Source organism: Flavobacterium hauense (assembly GCF_054457175.1).
This window is the reverse complement of sequence record NZ_JBTKVX010000006.1, coordinates 96,959-112,826: the sequence shown is the minus strand read 5'-3', so window position 1 is coordinate 112,826 and position 15,868 is coordinate 96,959. Positions and strand designations below refer to the sequence as shown.

15 protein-coding genes are annotated in these 15,868 nt (G+C 40.2%); 4 read left to right on the top strand and 11 right to left on the bottom strand.

What is annotated here, in order from left to right; genetic code table 11:
• Positions 1-8 precede the first annotated feature (8 nt).
• On the top strand, positions 9-908 hold the full coding sequence (locus ACX0HA_RS05765; RefSeq protein ID WP_458844318.1) for an aspartyl protease family protein: 900 nt from the start codon (positions 9-11) through the stop codon (positions 906-908).
• Between the two features lie 68 nt (positions 909-976).
• On the opposite strand, the gene ACX0HA_RS05760 is transcribed toward ACX0HA_RS05765, so the two are convergent.
• From ACX0HA_RS05760 to ACX0HA_RS05725, 8 genes are all read right to left on the bottom strand, one after another.
• Positions 977-2,422: a glycoside hydrolase family 30 protein gene (locus tag ACX0HA_RS05760; RefSeq protein ID WP_458844317.1), complete on the bottom strand. Its 1,446-nt coding sequence runs from the start codon at positions 2,420-2,422 to the stop codon at positions 977-979.
• Between the two features lie 64 nt (positions 2,423-2,486).
• Positions 2,487-3,149 (bottom strand): ribulose-phosphate 3-epimerase, encoded by a 663-nt coding sequence (rpe, locus tag ACX0HA_RS05755; RefSeq protein WP_458844316.1) that lies wholly within the window; start codon positions 3,147-3,149, stop codon positions 2,487-2,489.
• A gap of 390 nt (positions 3,150-3,539) precedes the next feature.
• Positions 3,540-4,403 carry a sigma-70 family RNA polymerase sigma factor gene (locus ACX0HA_RS05750; protein ID WP_020212501.1) on the bottom strand — a complete coding sequence of 288 codons (864 nt, stop codon included), beginning with the start codon at positions 4,401-4,403 and terminating at the stop codon, positions 3,540-3,542.
• A gap of 142 nt (positions 4,404-4,545) precedes the next feature.
• Complete coding sequence (locus ACX0HA_RS05745; RefSeq protein ID WP_458844315.1) at positions 4,546-6,225, bottom strand: hypothetical protein; 1,680 nt, start codon at positions 6,223-6,225, stop codon at positions 4,546-4,548.
• Entirely contained in the window at positions 6,215-6,763 is a 549-nt protein-coding gene (locus ACX0HA_RS05740; RefSeq protein WP_458844314.1) for an RNA polymerase sigma factor, read from the bottom strand. The genes ACX0HA_RS05745 and ACX0HA_RS05740 overlap by 11 nt, the downstream gene beginning before the upstream one ends.
• 38 nt (positions 6,764-6,801) lie before the next feature.
• The gene (locus ACX0HA_RS05735) at positions 6,802-7,662 is read right to left on the bottom strand and encodes a hypothetical protein (protein ID WP_458844313.1); all 861 of its coding nucleotides are present in this window, start codon (positions 7,660-7,662) and stop codon (positions 6,802-6,804) included.
• A gap of 114 nt (positions 7,663-7,776) precedes the next feature.
• Complete coding sequence (locus tag ACX0HA_RS05730) at positions 7,777-9,312, bottom strand: helicase HerA-like domain-containing protein (RefSeq protein ID WP_458844312.1); 1,536 nt, start codon at positions 9,310-9,312, stop codon at positions 7,777-7,779.
• A gap of 68 nt (positions 9,313-9,380) precedes the next feature.
• Positions 9,381-10,343: a hypothetical protein gene (locus ACX0HA_RS05725; RefSeq protein WP_458844311.1), complete on the bottom strand. Its 963-nt coding sequence runs from the start codon at positions 10,341-10,343 to the stop codon at positions 9,381-9,383.
• 105 nt (positions 10,344-10,448) lie between these two features.
• Here ACX0HA_RS05725 and ACX0HA_RS05720 point away from each other — a divergent pair, with 105 nt between their 5' ends.
• Positions 10,449-11,111: an LA_2272 family surface repeat-containing protein gene (locus ACX0HA_RS05720; protein WP_458844310.1), complete on the top strand. Its 663-nt coding sequence runs from the start codon at positions 10,449-10,451 to the stop codon at positions 11,109-11,111.
• A 3-nt stretch (positions 11,112-11,114) separates the two neighbouring features.
• Positions 11,115-11,717: a CDP-alcohol phosphatidyltransferase family protein gene (locus ACX0HA_RS05715; RefSeq protein ID WP_458844309.1), complete on the top strand. Its 603-nt coding sequence runs from the start codon at positions 11,115-11,117 to the stop codon at positions 11,715-11,717.
• 166 nt (positions 11,718-11,883) lie between these two features.
• On the opposite strand, the gene ACX0HA_RS05710 is transcribed toward ACX0HA_RS05715, so the two are convergent.
• The 3 genes from ACX0HA_RS05710 to ACX0HA_RS05700 all read right to left on the bottom strand — a co-directional run bounded on the left by ACX0HA_RS05710 (position 11,884) and on the right by ACX0HA_RS05700 (position 15,249).
• On the bottom strand, positions 11,884-14,208 hold the full coding sequence (locus ACX0HA_RS05710; RefSeq protein WP_458844308.1) for a polyribonucleotide nucleotidyltransferase: 2,325 nt from the start codon (positions 14,206-14,208) through the stop codon (positions 11,884-11,886).
• Between the two features lie 139 nt (positions 14,209-14,347).
• Positions 14,348-14,617 (bottom strand): 30S ribosomal protein S15, encoded by a 270-nt coding sequence (gene rpsO / locus ACX0HA_RS05705; protein WP_317501045.1) that lies wholly within the window; start codon positions 14,615-14,617, stop codon positions 14,348-14,350.
• Positions 14,618-14,793: 176 nt separating this feature from the next.
• A complete protein-coding gene (locus ACX0HA_RS05700; RefSeq protein WP_458844307.1) occupies positions 14,794-15,249 on the bottom strand; it encodes a GAF domain-containing protein in 456 nt (151 codons plus the stop codon).
• Positions 15,250-15,394: 145 nt separating this feature from the next.
• Here ACX0HA_RS05700 and ACX0HA_RS05695 point away from each other — a divergent pair, with 145 nt between their 5' ends.
• A complete protein-coding gene (locus ACX0HA_RS05695) occupies positions 15,395-15,820 on the top strand; it encodes an HYC_CC_PP family protein (protein ID WP_458844306.1) in 426 nt (141 codons plus the stop codon).
• Positions 15,821-15,868 lie beyond the last annotated feature (48 nt).

Below are 15,868 nucleotides of genomic sequence, written 5' to 3'. Positions count from 1 at the left end.
GTAAACTCATGAGGAATTCCGTCCTGATTGTATTGCTTATTTTTTGTCACATATCATCTGCACAGAAAAAATCAAGAGAAAAAAACACCATTCCCTTTGAGCTGACAGAATACAATAATATCTCTGTTAAGGCTGTACTGAATGAAAAAGATACGGTAAGGCTGATGTTTCATACAGCTGCCAGTGCTGTTGCATTAACCGGAGATGCCGTAAAAAGACTTGCAACCATAAATTTTGAAGGCAGTCATAGCGTTAAAAGCTGGGGAGGCGAAAATGAATCGAGGTTCAGTGAGAGCAATTCGATACAGATAGGTGAACTGAAATGGGATAAGATCTCCATTTGGGAAGATGAAAATTCAGGGCAACAGACCGATGGTAAGTTTGGGATAGACTTCTTTGAGAATAAGATTATTGAAATTGATTTTGAGAAGAAAGTGATAGTTCTTTATTCAGAACTTCCTAAAAAAGCTAAAAACTATCAAAAGCTTAAACTCACTTCCGGCAATGATATGCTGTTTTTAGAAGCATTAGTATTTGTCGATGGTGTGGTTCATAAGAATCAGTTCCTGATTCATTCCGGATATTATGGTTCGGTCTTATTTGATGATGCCTTTTCGATTAAAAACGACCTTGATAAAAAACTTGAAGTTATCGCCGAAAAGGAGCTAAAAGATTCTTTTGGTAACGTTTTAAAAACTAAAAAAGCAATACTGCCTTTACTTAGTATAGGTAACCAGAAATTAGCTAATGTCCCTGTCGGGTTTTTTACAGGAGCAATTGGAAATCAAAAAACGAGTATTTTGGGAGGAGACATACTCAAACGTTTCAATATGATTATGGATATCAAAGGAGGGTTCATTTACTTAAGAGCAAATAGTTTGAAGGATGTACCTTATTCTCAGAAATAGCTAATTGTTTATAAAAATAAAACCTCCAAAGGCAGCTTTGGAGGTTTTATTTTTATAAAAGAATTGGTTTAGAAAACCAGTGTCTGTATAGAGTGTGGTTCACTGTCAACTGCTACGGCTTTGCCTTCTATCCAAAGGTTGTAGTTTACTTTCCGGTCACCTTTATTCATTACAATAACAGCAACTTTACCATCTGTATTGATGAACCCTGTTGCACTGATTGCACTGCGGCTTGGAGAGCAGGCAATACGCTTGGCTCCCGGGCGTACGAATTTAGAGAAGTGGCCTATGTAGTAGTACTCATTAGTGTACATTATTTCGCCTGTCTCAGTATTAGCGTGTATTGGTGCGAAGCAAAGATTCATAACGTGGTTAGGTCCGCCTGTCTGGTCAAGGAGTATGTTCCAGTCCGTCCAGGCAACGATGCCGCTGTTGAAATCGTTAATCATGTTCGTACCATAAAGTTCACCCAGTTTCCAGTCGTATACCTTATTGATGTCAAACTTCTCTTTGCAGCCTTCGGTAAAAATCAGGTTGGTTTCAGGATAAGCCTCGTGAACGAGTTTCAGGTTGTTGAACATCTGTTCGCCACCGCTCCAGTTCTCATACCAGTGGTACCCGATACCCCAAACGTATTTCGCCGCCTCAGGGTCGTTAAGCATAGTGCTTGCCCTTTGGTACAGCATGTCACGGTTGTGATCCCATGCAATGATCTTTTTGCTGCCAAGGCCTTCTTTTTTCATTGTTGGCCCTAAGAAATTCTTAAGGAAATCACGCTCTTCCTCACCTGTAAAAATACAAGATTCCCAGGTTTGGGTTGCCATAGGTTCATTCTGGATTGAGATACCCCATATTGGAATACCTTCTTTCTCATAGGCCTTAACGAACTTAGTGTAATAGTTTGCCCACGGCTGGAAGAATTCCGGCAGCAGCTTACCACCTTTCAGCATGCTTTTATTGTCTTTCATGAAAGCAGGTGGACTCCATGGAGAAGCATACAGCGTAAGCTTACCTCCCGCAGTAGCGATAGCCTGCTTGATCATCGGGATGCGGTACTTCTTGTCGTGGTCTACACTAAAGGTTTTCAGTTCTTTGTCGCCTTCTTTGATGTAGGTGTAGCTTCCGCTTGCAAAGTCACTGCTGTGGATGGTAGTCCTTGCCAGCGTGTAGCCTATGCCTTTGTTTGCATCATAATACGCCTCGATGATTTCCTTCTGCTTGTCTTTTGGAATTTTAGCAAAAGTTTCTGCCGAAGCATCAGTAATCGCCCCGCCTATACCCATAACCGTCTGGAAAGTCTTGTTTGGGTCAACAAAAACCGAGATTTGCGTTTCCAAAGGCTGCTTAAGTTCGGTGAACGTAAGCGTACCTTTTTCAGGGCTTAATCGCTGGCCTGTTTTTTCGGCAGTGGTGTACACTGTTACCTGTTTGCTATCCGTAGCAAAAGGCTTTTTGTTCTGGCCCCAAAGCATACCGCCAGAAGCCAAAAGGATTAATAATGGTAATTTTTTCATAGAACGTTAGAATAGATGTTTGGCCTTGCAGCCGGTTTGGATGGTTGTTTGGGTTTTTGGAAAATTAAAAAGTAGTCAACTTCTTAAGTCCGGCAATGGTTGCAACCGGGTCTTCGGCCCTGAACACATAGTTTCCGGCAACAAGCACATCGGCACCTGCCTGAACTAATTGTACTGCATTTTTGTCGCTCACACCACCGTCAATTTCGATAAGGGTAGAGGCGCCGTTACGGGTGATAATTTCTTTTAGTTGTTTTATTTTGTCGTATGTCCTTTCAATGAATGACTGTCCGCCAAAGCCCGGGTTAACGCTCATTAGGCAAACTACATCAACGTCTTTGATAACGTCTTCAAGAAGCGATACGTTAGTGTGTGGGTTAACAGCGATACCGGCTTTCATGCCTTCAGCTTTGATAGCCTGAAGTGTACGGTGAAGGTGTGTACAAGCCTCAATGTGTACTGTAAGGTTTGTTGCGCCAAGCTGTGCAAATGTTTTAATATACTGGTCAGGGTTAACGATCATAAGGTGAACATCGATCGTTTTTTTAGCATGGCGTGTGATAGCTTCAAGCACCGGCATTCCGAAAGAGATGTTCGGTACAAAAACGCCGTCCATAATGTCAATGTGAAACCAGTCAGCCTCACTGTTGTTTATCATTTCGATATCGCGTTGCAGGTTGGCAAAATCTGCCGAAAGCACTGAAGGTGCAATTAAAGTATTTTTCATTGTGAATTTGTATGTTTAGGCAAAGATAAACTTTAACTCATAAAGTAGCCAAACCGCAATGTCATAAAGTTTTAGGTAGGGAAAAGAAAGGGATAACTGTTTTGAAAGAAAAAATATTTTTGATTGAACACAATTCCGGCTGATACTTTTGCGTTTTCAATGTAAGATTTTCCGTATTTAATTAATTTGAGTCGTTACTAAATCGGAAGGTTTGTATAAAAAAAAACTCCGGTAATCAGCCGGAGTTCAATCATCAATCAAAAAACGAACAGTTATTGAACTGTTTGTAATCTTAAATATTTTCAGGTGTTACATACAAAATCAGACTGCCAAAATACAAATTTTATTTAAAATATGAAATTCGGGCAGTCTTTTTTGTAGTAATATATCTTAACCTAAATAGGTTTTAAGGATTTTGCTTCGTGAAGTATGTTTTAACCTTCTGATAGCCTTCTCTTTAATCTGGCGTACACGCTCACGTGTTAAATCAAAAGTTTCTCCAATTTCTTCAAGTGTCATAGGGTGTTGGTCACCTAAACCGAAGTATAATCTAACAACATCGGCCTCACGAGGCGTCAATGTTTCAAGAGCACGCTCAATTTCTGTGCGAAGTGACTCATGGATAAGCTCACGATCCGGGTTTGGAGACTCACCTGAACGAAGTACATCATATAGGTTAGAATCTTCACCTTCTACAAGAGGAGCATCCATTGATAGGTGACGTCCTGAGTTTTTCATACTCTCCTTAACGTCATTTACTGTCATGTCAAGCTCTTTAGCGATCTCTTCAGCTGATGGAGCACGCTCGTTGCTCTGCTCAAGCAGGGCATACATTTTATTGATCTTGTTTATTGATCCAATTTTATTTAGTGGCAAACGTACTATACGTGATTGCTCTGCAAGAGCCTGAAGTATAGACTGGCGAATCCACCATACTGCATAGGAAATAAATTTAAAACCACGTGTTTCGTCAAAACGCTGCGCAGCTTTTATAAGTCCTAAATTTCCTTCGTTAATAAGATCGGGAAGTGTTAATCCCTGATTTTGATATTGTTTAGCTACCGATACAACAAAACGTAAGTTAGCTTTTGTCAGTTTCTCAAGTGCTCTCTGGTCTCCGGCTTTTATACGTTGTGCTAACTCTACCTCCTCATCTGCAGTGATCAAATCTACTTTTCCAATTTCCTGAAGGTACTTGTCTAATGAAGCAGTTTCCCTGTTGGTTACCTGCTTGGTAATTTTTAATTGTCTCATGTAACGTTTCCTGAGTTTTATGTATGTAGTAGTTATACGTACCGAACAGGAAAAAAGTTACACTATAGTGTAATTATTTTTTATTTTAACTTTTCTTAATGACATTTAGGGTTGATTGTGAAGTAGGTGTATTGCTAATTCTTTAAAAATCAAAATTATACTGTAGTCCCAGTCTTAAAGTAAACGAGTATGGCTTACTGTCTTTATACGTGTCGAAATAGTAATTGAACACAGGCTCAGCATTAAGTTGCAGGGATGGAGTGAACTTGTAATAGAGTCCAAGACCGAGAGTTCCTGTAAAACTTGTCTTTGCGGCCGCATTCCATTCGCCTAAATGCATTTTTCCTTTTTCGTTATAGGCAGTGACTTCGTTTTTATTCAGTAATAACATGCTCCCTCCACCAAATATATTGAATCCGAAACGGCGGTCAAAGAGATTGTAGTTTACTTCAAGCGGAATTTCAACGTAGCTAAGTTCCCGGTCAATATTGATGACGGCCTGATGATTATCACCAAGTTGGCCCATTATTACACCGTTATTCGTTCCAAATAGCTGCTTATAATCAATCCAGGTAAAATCGGGAGTCGGAACAAGTCCAATTTCTGTACCTGTCGATTCCATAGTGTAATTTAGTTTAATACCATTAGCCGATTGCTTTAATTTGTATATCGAAAGACCAGCGCGGATACTCAATTTATGATTTAGGCTATAGCCAAAAAGCACTCCAAAACGGATTGTCGATTTGGTTTTTATGTCAGATGTTGTAGAATCAGTCACTATTTTCCTGCCAGGAAAGCTAAAATAAGATGGGCCTCCATAGGCATATACGGATAATTTTTTATAGGGTACAGGTGGAATGCTGTCTTTTTTGTCGTCCTTTTTTTCTTCTTCCTTAGTCTCGGCAATGACAGTTTTAAGGCTGTCAACAACATTTTTAGTGGAGTCGTTAATTGGTGAAGTATTTACTGCCCCGATGTTTTTAGTATCAATTGAAGAAGATGTGTTGTCTTTGCCTGAAGATGAATCATTGTTTTCGCCTGCTTTAGCTATAACCTTGGTGTTTGAAGTTAGGTTATTAGCAGAAGTTGTTCTGTCAGCAGTTTGTGATTTGGTATTTTTACTGTTGTCTGTAGTGCTGCCGGAATCATTATGCTGGCGACTGTTTCCGGACTGTGAAGCCGATTTAATATCAGTCTGGGCATACGATTGGGGCACTTTATTTTTTGAGGTCTTTTTTGTCTTCGTTATGTTAGCGGTTGTAGCTGTATTGTGTTTAGCAGATTTTTTGCCGCTGTTGTTGCTTGTTGTATTGTTGGTAGTAAAACCTTCTTTTTCAATAAGGTGATTGTTTGGAAGTTTCCTGTTTTGTGATGCTTTATTTTTTTGAGTTACAGGCACAACAGAAACCCCGCTGCTATTTTTATTATCGGTGTTTTTTAATGCAGAAGCAGATGTATTAGCAACGTTTTTACTTTCAGTCGGTTTATTACTTACGGAAGTGTCTGTCTGATCGTTTTTTTCCGGCGCAGGGATTCCTTCTGTTACAGCAGATTGCGGAGCAGAGTTAATGGCAGGTGCATCAGGTCTTACAGCTGAATCGGTATCTATCCTTGTTAAATTAGAGAATACAAATGCTGTTACTACTATACCTATTAAGGTACAGCTTACAACATAAAACCAGAAGAAAGGGAATTTACTTTTCTTCTTATCTTCATTGTCCAAATCCTTGCTTATAGCATTCCATAGCGCATCGCCGGGCTGCCTCTCAAGGCTGTCCAGTTTTTCTCGAATTGCTTTTCCTATGTCTTTTTTAGCTTCCATGGCTTTGGGTATGCTCAGCGTTTCTTAGTGCTGTTATTTTTTCTTTTAATATGGCTTTCGCCCTGTGCAGGTTTGATTTCGAGGTGCTTTCAGATATCGAAAGCATTGCTGCAATTTCTTTATGCGGGTAATCGTCCAGTTCATAAAGGCAGAATATAAGCCGGTACTGGTCGGGCAGCTGCTGTATTAATTCCAGTATACTATCTGCCGGGACACTCATCTCTTCTTCACCTACATCGGTATCGCCTGTAAAGTTATCCTTTAAAGGAGTTAGTTGTTTTGTTTGTTTAAAGCTATTTATGGCTTTGTTTATGGTTATCCTTTTTATCCAGCCTTCAAACGAACCTGTTCCCTTAAACTTATCAATAGTGGTAAAAATCTCAATAAAGGCATTGTGCAGATTGTCTTCAGCTTCGGCTTCGTTAGGGCAATACTTAAGGCACAGAGAGAAAAGTACCCCCTTATAAAGGTGGTACAATTCTTCCTGCGAACCGCGGTTGTTGCTGCGGCAGCCTTTTATGATTTGCTCAAGATTCAAGTCTGTTGATTAAGGAGTTAAAGCTAATTATAATTGATCTAATTCTGGAAAAAATAATCGATATAGCAAAATGGCTGTCCGGCAATCGAGATAGTCTGGTGCTGAGGGTAGCCTTCAAGCCCTGATACCGGATTGAATACGGTTTCTGAATGGTACTGAGTGTTATTAGCTAATGTGAAATCCTGCAAATGATAATTGCTAAACAATGCAGCGGCTTCCAGTTTTAGGGCTTTAAGCACTTCGTTATTTATCTTGACTGTCGATCTTTGAAGGTTTTCCGGCATGCTGTTAGTATAATAGGAAAAGGTACCCAGTTGTTCCATTGCCCCGGTAACTCCCTGTGCCATTAATGCAGCAGGCTTAGTGTTGCCGCTAAATTGAAGTGAAGTAGCCTCTGTGATAATGTCAGCCGAAAGTTTGGTATGCGATACAATATAGTTGTCACCATTATAGGTAAATAGCCCAATTGTTATGAATGCCCCAGCCGGGTCAAGATAATCTACCGAAACGGTATTGCCTGAATAAGTGTACTCATAATGTCCTTCAGGACCAAAGAAAGCGATAAGCCTGCCCTGAGTGTCATATTCTTCGGCTATAGAGGATATTGTAACATCTGCAGCATTTTTTACGTCAATGGTATAGTTACTGGTATTGTAGGTGTGAATGCTACGCGAAATAAAATTACCGGTGGCACCATACGTACTGTCGGCAACAATATGCATGTCGTTGTCAAAATATTTAACGTTACGTGTCTGGAAATTTTCTACTGTTGGAAAATAAGTAATGGTCTTGTTAAGTGCCATTGAGGTTTCGTTCGGATTAGTGTTCTCGGTATCATTATCAGAACACGATGCTAAAACTGATATGGCAGCGAATGCCAAAAGGAAATGTTTTTTCATAATAATTACTTTTTTGATTTACTCTTTAGTAATTGAAAATGAAAAAGGTTGCGTAGAAGATGAAAAATATTTAAAAAAAAGAAAAGCCCCTGAATAAGGAGCTTCGTTTTTTTTTTACTTCCCAAACATCTTATTCAATACCCCAAATACACCTCTAATAAAAGTCGCACTAGTCACTGTTTTAATAATCTGTTTTTCGATAGTACCTCCTATAGTTGATGTCGATTGTTTAGGAGCAGATTTGGCTGCTTTCTCCTCAACTTGTTGCTGTTGCGTCTGAGCCTGTTGTTGTGAAGCAGCTTCCATTTTTCGGGTCAATATTTCACAGGCACTGTCGCGATCCAGTACTTCGCTGTATTTTTTTACTAGTTTTGAATTAGCATTTACCGAAGAAATTTCGTCCGCAGCCAAAATATCCATACGGCTCATAGGTGCACGCAGCATGGTAGCAGCGAGTGGGGTAGGGTTACCCTTTTCGCTCAATGCGGTTACAAGTGCTTCCCCTGTTCCTAATTGCGTAATTATTTCATCGGTATTGTAAAAATCAGATAGTGGGTAGTTTTCGGCAGTAAGCTTAATGGCTTTTCGGTCGGTTGCTGTAAAAGCACGCAACGCATGCTGAACTTTTAAGCCTAACTGACTCAGTACTCCGTTCGGAACATCGGTTGGGTTTTGGGTTACAAAGAAAATACCAACTCCCTTAGAGCGTATCAGCTTTACTATGGTCTCAATCTGGTCCAAGAGCGTTTTTGTAGCCTCATCAAATATAAGATGGGCTTCATCAATAAATATTACCAGTTCCGGCTGGTCTGCATCGCCTTTTTCGGGCATGGTATTGTAAATCTCAGCCAATAGCGAAAGCATAAATGTAGAGAACAGTTTTGGCTTGTCCTGAATATCAGTAAGGCGGATGATGTTCACATATCCGCGCCCTTGATCGTCAATTCGCATGAGGTCTTGTATATCGAATGACAGTTCGCCAAAAAACAGGTCGGCATCCTGCTGTTCCAATTCTATTATTTTGCGAAGTATAGCTCCAGATGTGGAAGTAGAGATCATGCCATATTCTTTCTCAATTTCGGCTTTGCCTTCATCGGTAATGTATTGCAGTACCTTTTTAATGTCTTTTAGGTCAAGCAATGGCATGTTGTTATCATCGCAATATTTAAAGATGACATTCACCACACCCGTCTGTGTGTCGTTTAATCCCAATACACGCGAGAATAGTACTGGGCCAAATTCTGAAACCGTAGAGCGCAGCCTTACACCATCCTGATGGGATAATGACATCAGCTCAACCGGAAAAGCCTTAGCTTCATAAGGTAAACCAATTTTTGCATGCCTCTCGGTAATGAAAGGCTGTACTTCGGCAGCTTTGGCAATACCGCTCAAATCGCCTTTAATGTCCATCATCAAAACGGGTACTCCATTTTCAGAAAGCTGCTCCGCCAGTACCTGAAGGGTTTTGGTCTTTCCGGTACCTGTTGCCCCGGCGATAAGTCCGTGGCGGTTCATGGTCTTCAGTGGGATTTTTACGAATGCGCCTTCAACGGGCTGTCCGTCGAGCATTGCGGTGCCCAGCGTGATCGAAGAGCCTTTAGGCTGGTAACCGTTAGTGATGGTTTCTAAAAAGCGTGATGTATCTGCCATTATATGGTTTGTTTGATGACCCTAATTTCGGGATAAATTTTTTATGCTGCTTTATTTTGGTGTAAAATTTAAAAGCTTATCTCTACTTCATTCTGCATTTTTTGTAGATAGAAATCGATTTTTTGGTGTGCCCTGTTAAAGAATAGTTTACGATCGCGCGTACCTGACTGGTTCAGCGATTTAGAACTCTTTACCTGTCGTTTAAAAAAGGCTAGTGCATTATTGCAGGTATCAGCGTCGCTTGTTATAAAATAGCCCAGCATGGTATAAGGTACAAACAGCGATTGCTTTTCGGGAGCCGAGAGCAATACATTATTATTAAGTATCAGCAGTTCGTTGTAATAGAGGTTAAAGTTTGAATGCTCATTAGAACAGCGATTTTCGGCCGATCGTAATATTGTTGTAAGGTCGGCACATAACAATTGGGCGTTGGCTAACGAAACTAATCCAGACTGAAAAAAGTAATATATCTGTTGCAGGTTACTATTTATAGTGGTGTCATTCCATATTTCGTTTACTTCGACATTCTCATAAACCTCCTTAAGCTTTTGGCTATGTTCCAACAATGACTGATCGACTGTGAAATTTTCAAAAGGATCCTGATTCTGTGTGCCCGAAAGCAGGTTGAGCCATACATATAGCTTGAATTTTGATAGCAGTGTACCACCAATGGTGTAGAAAAGCGGAATGTCTTTGGCTGAATAATACATCTTAGCACCCGGATAATTAAGGAAACTGCTTATGTTTTCTGCAGAATGGCGAAAATAGGCTCCCATGTCGGCCATAGTATTAATTTCTGCTGTTTTTTCTACAATTACTTTATGGTTGTCAGTAAAAAGCATATCCATTGACAATGAATAATGCCTGCAAAGTAATATGGTTTCCTCAATGGAAAATTTGCTTTTTTGCGAGACCCTTCGGTGTGCGGCGTCATAGCTTATGTTCAGCACAGTAGCAATCTCTTCTATCAATGAAGCCGACTTTTCCAACTTCTGCCGTAAGGCTTTCAGCAATATATTCTGATTATTCATATTTGCGATTTTCACAAATGTAAGATTTTTATTAATTCATAAACACAAATTGAATTGTTGTATTCGCAATAGATTTGGTTTAAATATTAATCAATCACTTTTATTATGAGGACACTAATTTCAATTTTGATGCTGCTTATGGCTACAGCTTGCCTCTCGCAGCAAAATGCAGATAGCCTGCATTCGCAAATATTCAGCTTTACGCCGCTGCCTAAAAAAGTAAATAAAGTAAACGGACTGGCTCTAGGAATCGGGCAGATGTTTGATGAGGATAAATCAGCTACAATCAACGGACTTAATATCGAAGTAAATCCATTAATCATCCTGGCGATAGGTTTCTTAGATCCGGATAAAGTGCCTAATAACAGCATTAACCAGCGTTACAATGGATTGCATCTTTCTACCATGGGTTTTATGGGTGGAGTTGCGCACAACGGAGTTGGAATTTCTGTTCTAAGTCATACCTATTCTTCAAACGGGTTAAGTATAACAGGTTTTTATAATATATCTAAAAACCTAAACGGGTTGTATATAGCCGGGATTACGAATTCTACAGATAAAGCAGCCGGCTTATTGATAGCACCGGTTAATAGTGCAGATGTATTCAGGGGGTTTCAATTAGGGATTTATAATAAATCCAATGATATGGCGGGTTTGCAAATTGGGCTGTACAACAGGACAAAGAATGCTAAAGGGTTACAAATAGGACTTTGGAATACAAACAATAAGCGTTCACTGCCTTTTATTAACTGGAATTTTAAAAACTAAACCATGAAAAATCTACCACTTTTATTGATAGGCTTCCGCTTTTTGCTGGCACCTGTAATGATACTGCTTACTTATTTTTTTGGTGCAGAAGTGCGTTTACTGCTTGTAATCCTGTTGCTACTGGGAATACTGTCAGATATCTTTGACGGTATCATTGCACGTCACACTGGTGTTTCTTCCGAAAAATTACGGAGGATGGACAGCCAGACCGATCTTGTTTTTTGGGTTAGCGCAGGCTGGTGTGCCTGGCTGCTGAATCCTGAGATTGTTATCCATAATAAATATGCTATCATCTTGATCTTTGTTATGGAAGGCCTTACGTATGTGTTCAGTATACTCAAGTTCGGGAAAGAAACCTGTACACATGCCTTTCTATCAAAGCTATGGGGCATAACCTTATTTATGGCATTTGTTTCTATCATAGGCTTTGGTCAGGCGGGTTGGGCTTTTACGCTGGTGATTGTATTTGCCCTGATTTCACATATAGATGTCTATCTTATTATTCTTTTCCTGCCTAAATGGACACACGATGTTCCCAGCTGCTATCATGCCTGGCTTATCAGGAAAGGGAAAAGCTTTAAAAAGAATAAACTGTTTAACGACTAACAGTATGCTATCAATGGTAAGCTGGTTCTGGCAAAATTCAGTCTTTTATTTTGATGCCTGTTATTTTGCCGCAAGGGTCTTTTATTGGGTTAGCCATAAGGCATAAAGTAAAAACCCTGTCACTTTGCAGTAACAGGGTTTTTTGTAATTAACCTTATAAGAGTGATTAAGACTCCTGAGGAGCTTCACCATTATTTTCATTTTTAGGAGCATCATCATTCCTACGCTCTTCCCTAGGGGCACGATCGCGTGAATTTCTGTCGTCTCTTGAGTTTCCACGGTTGTTGTCTCTTCCGCCACCTCTGTTAAAATCACGTGGCCCACGGTCTTCCCTTGGTCCTCTATCTTCGCGCTGAGGAGCGTTCTCATCCCTTGGAGGGCGAGGTAAAAGTGCTTTCCTTGAAACTTTTTCTTTTCTTGTTTTAGGATCGATACCAATGTATTTTACATCAAATACGTCACCCATGTTTACTACGTCAGTAACGTTTTCAGTACGTTCCCATGCAAGCTCAGATACGTGAAGAAGAACTTCATTACCCGGAGCGTCAAGATATTCTACCACTGCACCAAAGTCAAGCATTTTTATAACTTTTACGCTATATGTTTCGCCAACTTGTGGTTTGAATATGATAGAATCAATTTTACGTAGTACCATATCGATACCTTCTGGGCTTGTACCAAGGATCTCAACTTCTCCCTGCTCGTCAACCTCATTGATAACGATAGTTGTACCAGAAAGTTTCTGAAGTTCCTGGATAACTTTTCCACCAGGGCCAATAAGGGCTCCGATGAATGCACCCGGAATAGTAACTTTAATGATCTTAGGAGCGTGACGTTTAACGTCAGCTCTTGGAGTATCAATAACTTCTACTAGTTTTCCAAGGATGTGAAGACGTCCTGCACGAGCCTGCTCAAGAGCTTTCTCCATGATTTCGTATTTCAGTCCATCGATTTTGATGTCCATCTGGCAAGCAGTGATACCATCAGCAGTACCTGTAACTTTAAAGTCCATATCTCCTAAGTGATCTTCATCACCAAGGATATCCGAAAGTACAGCCCAACGACCTGTAGCATCGTCAGAGATAAGACCCATTGCGATTCCGGATACCGGTTTGATCATCTGGATACCAGCATCCATAAGTGCAAGAGTACCTGCACATACAGTAGCCATTGAAGATGAACCATTAGATTCCAATACTTCAGAAACTACACGTACTGTGTAAGGAACATCAGCAGGGATCATGTTTTTAAGTGCACGCTGTGCTAGGTTACCGTGACCAACTTCCCTACGTGAAGTACCTCTTAGTGGCTTAGCCTCACCTGTAGAGAATGGAGGGAAATTGTAGTGAAGGTAAAAACGCTCTTCACCCTGATCCGTTGGGATGTCGATGATGTTAGCCTCACGTGATGTACCAAGCGTTACTGTAGCAAGCGCCTGAGTTTCACCCCTTGTAAATAATGAAGATCCGTGCGTTGAAGGAAGGTAGTCAACCTCACACCATATAGGGCGGATCTCGTCAGTTTTCCTTCCGTCAAGACGTGTCCCATTTTCAAGGATTACGTTTCTTACGGCTTCTTTGTTTGTTTTATAAAGGTATTTGCTAATCAGGTCACCGTTTTCTAGCAGCTCCTCGTCAGTAAATAACGCTTTTACTTCTTCTTTTACTGCTGCAAATTTCTCAGAACGCTCATGTTTAGCTGAACCTTCGTTCGCAATAGCAAAATATTTGTCGTAAGAAAGCTCTTTAACTTTAGCATATACTGCATCGTCATTGCGCTCTTGTTCATACGTTCTCATGGTTTTGCCTACAGCAGCTCTAAGTTTTTCCTGAGCAGCAATCTGGATTTTGATGGCTTCGTGTGCAAATTTAATTGCTTCAACCATTTCTTTCTCAGATATCTCTTTCATCTCACCTTCAACCATTGAGATAGAGTCCGCAGAAGCTCCGATCATCATGTCGATGTCAGATTCTGCAAGCTGTACTCTGCTTGGGTTGATTACAAACTCTCCGTTGATACGTGCAACACGTACTTCAGAAATAAGTGTAGGGAATGGAGCATCAGACACTGCAAGTGCAGCAGATGCTGCAAGACCTGCAAGAGAGTCCGGCATTACATTCTCGTCGTGAGACATAAGCTGGATCATTACCTGCGTTTCAGCATGAAAATCATCCGGGAATAGCGGACGTAATACACGGTCTACTAGACGCATTGTAAGTACTTCGCTGTCGCTTGGCCTGGCCTCGCGTTTGAAGAAACCTCCAGGGAAACGCCCTGCAGCCGCAAATTTCTCACGGTAGTCTACGGTTAGTGGTAAAAAGTCAATACCCGGGTTAGCCGTTCTTGCGCACACTACTGTAGCAAGAAGCATGGTGTCTCCCATTCTTACTACTACAGAACCGTCGGCCTGTTTCGCAAGTTTTCCTGTTTCGATCGAGATGCTTCGTCCATCTCCCAGATCGATAATTTCTTTAATTACGTTAGGAATCATAAATTAATTCTTTTGATTAAACAATGGGTTGTTTAGTGTGTTGTTGTCGTGTAGTTATTTAGCACCCAATGAAAAACCAAAACTTTTTCTGCATTATATAAAATAAAAAGAGGCGCGCGGGCACCTCTTCTCATCTCGATTATTTTCTGATGTTTAATTCTTTGATAATCTCACGGTATCTGTTGATCTCTTTTTTCTTCAGGTAATCAAGAAGACTTCTTCTTTTACCTACCAACATTACTAGTGAACGCTCAGTGTTAAAATCATGACGATTTTTCTTAAGGTGCTCAGTAAGGTGGTTAATCCTGAATGTGAAAAGAGCAATCTGACCTTCAGCTGAACCAGTGTTCGTAGCTGATTTTCCGTGTTTTGCGAAGATTTCCGCTTTAACTTCTTTAGTTAAGTACATGCTAATATTATTTAAATGATTATTATGTATGTTAGGTTTATCCTAACGGGTGCAAAGGTAAACAATATTTTTTTATGCGCAAGGCTTTTATTAGTTCCAAAGTTTCAAAGTAGCTGAGTAGCAAAGTTTCAGCTAAAAAACTTTGTGACTGTGCAAGTTAGTTACTTAGCAACTTTTTAAAAAAGTTTCGCTACCTCTTCATTCACGAACTCTAGGAAACGCTCATCTCTTTCGGTAAACGGATCAAGCACATGTGAGTCGATATCAATCTGACCAATGTTTTTTCCGTTTACAAACAATGGTATTACAATTTCTGATTTTACTGTAAAGCTGCAGGCGATATAATTATCCTGTGCTTTTACATCGGGCACAACAAAGTTTTGGTTCGATACTGCCACCTGTCCACAAATACCTTTACCAAATGGGATAACAGTGTGGTCAGTAGCTTCGCCGGCATAAGGGCCAAGCAATAGTTCAGGTTTGTCTCCATTAGCAAAGTAGAAGCCTACCCAGTCATAATAGTCAATATTGTCACGCAACAAGTGGCAAAGCTGTAACAGCTTTTCTTCTCTTAAAGCATTGTCATGGTGAAGTATATCGGTAACTTTTGGTTTTAATTCTTCAAATGTCATTGTAAATAAATTTTATACAAATTTACTACAAACGTTGTTCCACTTATGTTTTTACCGGCAAAAAACTATGAAATTCCCACATTTTGCATTTTAACAGGTTTCAGGTTATTTGCATTTAGAAGAAAATATATACATTTGTCACGATATGAAGTTCAATAAGCACATAAGCATCCTTTTAACTCTCCTGATATTGGCATCCAATATGGGGTTTGCTGTCAATGTGCATTATTGCCATAACGAAGTATCATCAGTTACTCTGGCTTATAAGATAGATGAGCCTTGCAACGATACTCATAAGCCTGAGGCTAAGGGGTGTTGTGCAAAGGCTTCTGAAAGCCACAAGAAATGCTGCAAGAATGACCTCGTAAAGCTACAGGACGACAGTCAGGATAATATCATTGTAAAATCGCTACAGCTTGACCTTAGCGCATTTTATGCAGTAGAGGAGTGGAAACCTGTACAATTTGCGACTTACACGCAGGCTATTGCTAAAGAAACACCTTCGTTTTATTGCGAGGCCCATGCGCCACCGCTCTTTAAACTATATTGCCAATACATTTTCTACGCCTGAGTTATACATTATAATTGATTCCCGAAATCCGGGAATAGACTAATTATT

What these genes read in the sequence shown, in the direction of transcription:
- ACX0HA_RS05695 (WP_458844306.1), top strand. Translation starts at nt 15,395, where the DNA reads ATGAAGTTCAATAAGCACATAAGCATCCTTTTAACTCTCCTGATATTG.
- ACX0HA_RS05725 (WP_458844311.1), bottom strand. Translation starts at nt 10,343, where the DNA reads ATGAATAATCAGAATATATTGCTGAAAGCCTTACGGCAGAAGTTGGAA.
- ACX0HA_RS05700 (WP_458844307.1), bottom strand. Translation starts at nt 15,249, where the DNA reads ATGACATTTGAAGAATTAAAACCAAAAGTTACCGATATACTTCACCAT.
- ACX0HA_RS05735 (WP_458844313.1), bottom strand. Translation starts at nt 7,662, where the DNA reads ATGAAAAAACATTTCCTTTTGGCATTCGCTGCCATATCAGTTTTAGCA.
- rpe (WP_458844316.1), bottom strand. Translation starts at nt 3,149, where the DNA reads ATGAAAAATACTTTAATTGCACCTTCAGTGCTTTCGGCAGATTTTGCC.
- ACX0HA_RS05720 (WP_458844310.1), top strand. Translation starts at nt 10,449, where the DNA reads ATGAGGACACTAATTTCAATTTTGATGCTGCTTATGGCTACAGCTTGC.
- ACX0HA_RS05730 (WP_458844312.1), bottom strand. Translation starts at nt 9,312, where the DNA reads ATGGCAGATACATCACGCTTTTTAGAAACCATCACTAACGGTTACCAG.
- ACX0HA_RS05760 (WP_458844317.1), bottom strand. Translation starts at nt 2,422, where the DNA reads ATGAAAAAATTACCATTATTAATCCTTTTGGCTTCTGGCGGTATGCTT.
- ACX0HA_RS05765 (WP_458844318.1), top strand. Translation starts at nt 9, where the DNA reads ATGAGGAATTCCGTCCTGATTGTATTGCTTATTTTTTGTCACATATCA.
- ACX0HA_RS05745 (WP_458844315.1), bottom strand. Translation starts at nt 6,225, where the DNA reads ATGGAAGCTAAAAAAGACATAGGAAAAGCAATTCGAGAAAAACTGGAC.
- ACX0HA_RS05750 (WP_020212501.1), bottom strand. Translation starts at nt 4,403, where the DNA reads ATGAGACAATTAAAAATTACCAAGCAGGTAACCAACAGGGAAACTGCT.
- ACX0HA_RS05715 (WP_458844309.1), top strand. Translation starts at nt 11,115, where the DNA reads ATGAAAAATCTACCACTTTTATTGATAGGCTTCCGCTTTTTGCTGGCA.
- rpsO (WP_317501045.1), bottom strand. Translation starts at nt 14,617, where the DNA reads ATGTACTTAACTAAAGAAGTTAAAGCGGAAATCTTCGCAAAACACGGA.
- ACX0HA_RS05710 (WP_458844308.1), bottom strand. Translation starts at nt 14,208, where the DNA reads ATGATTCCTAACGTAATTAAAGAAATTATCGATCTGGGAGATGGACGA.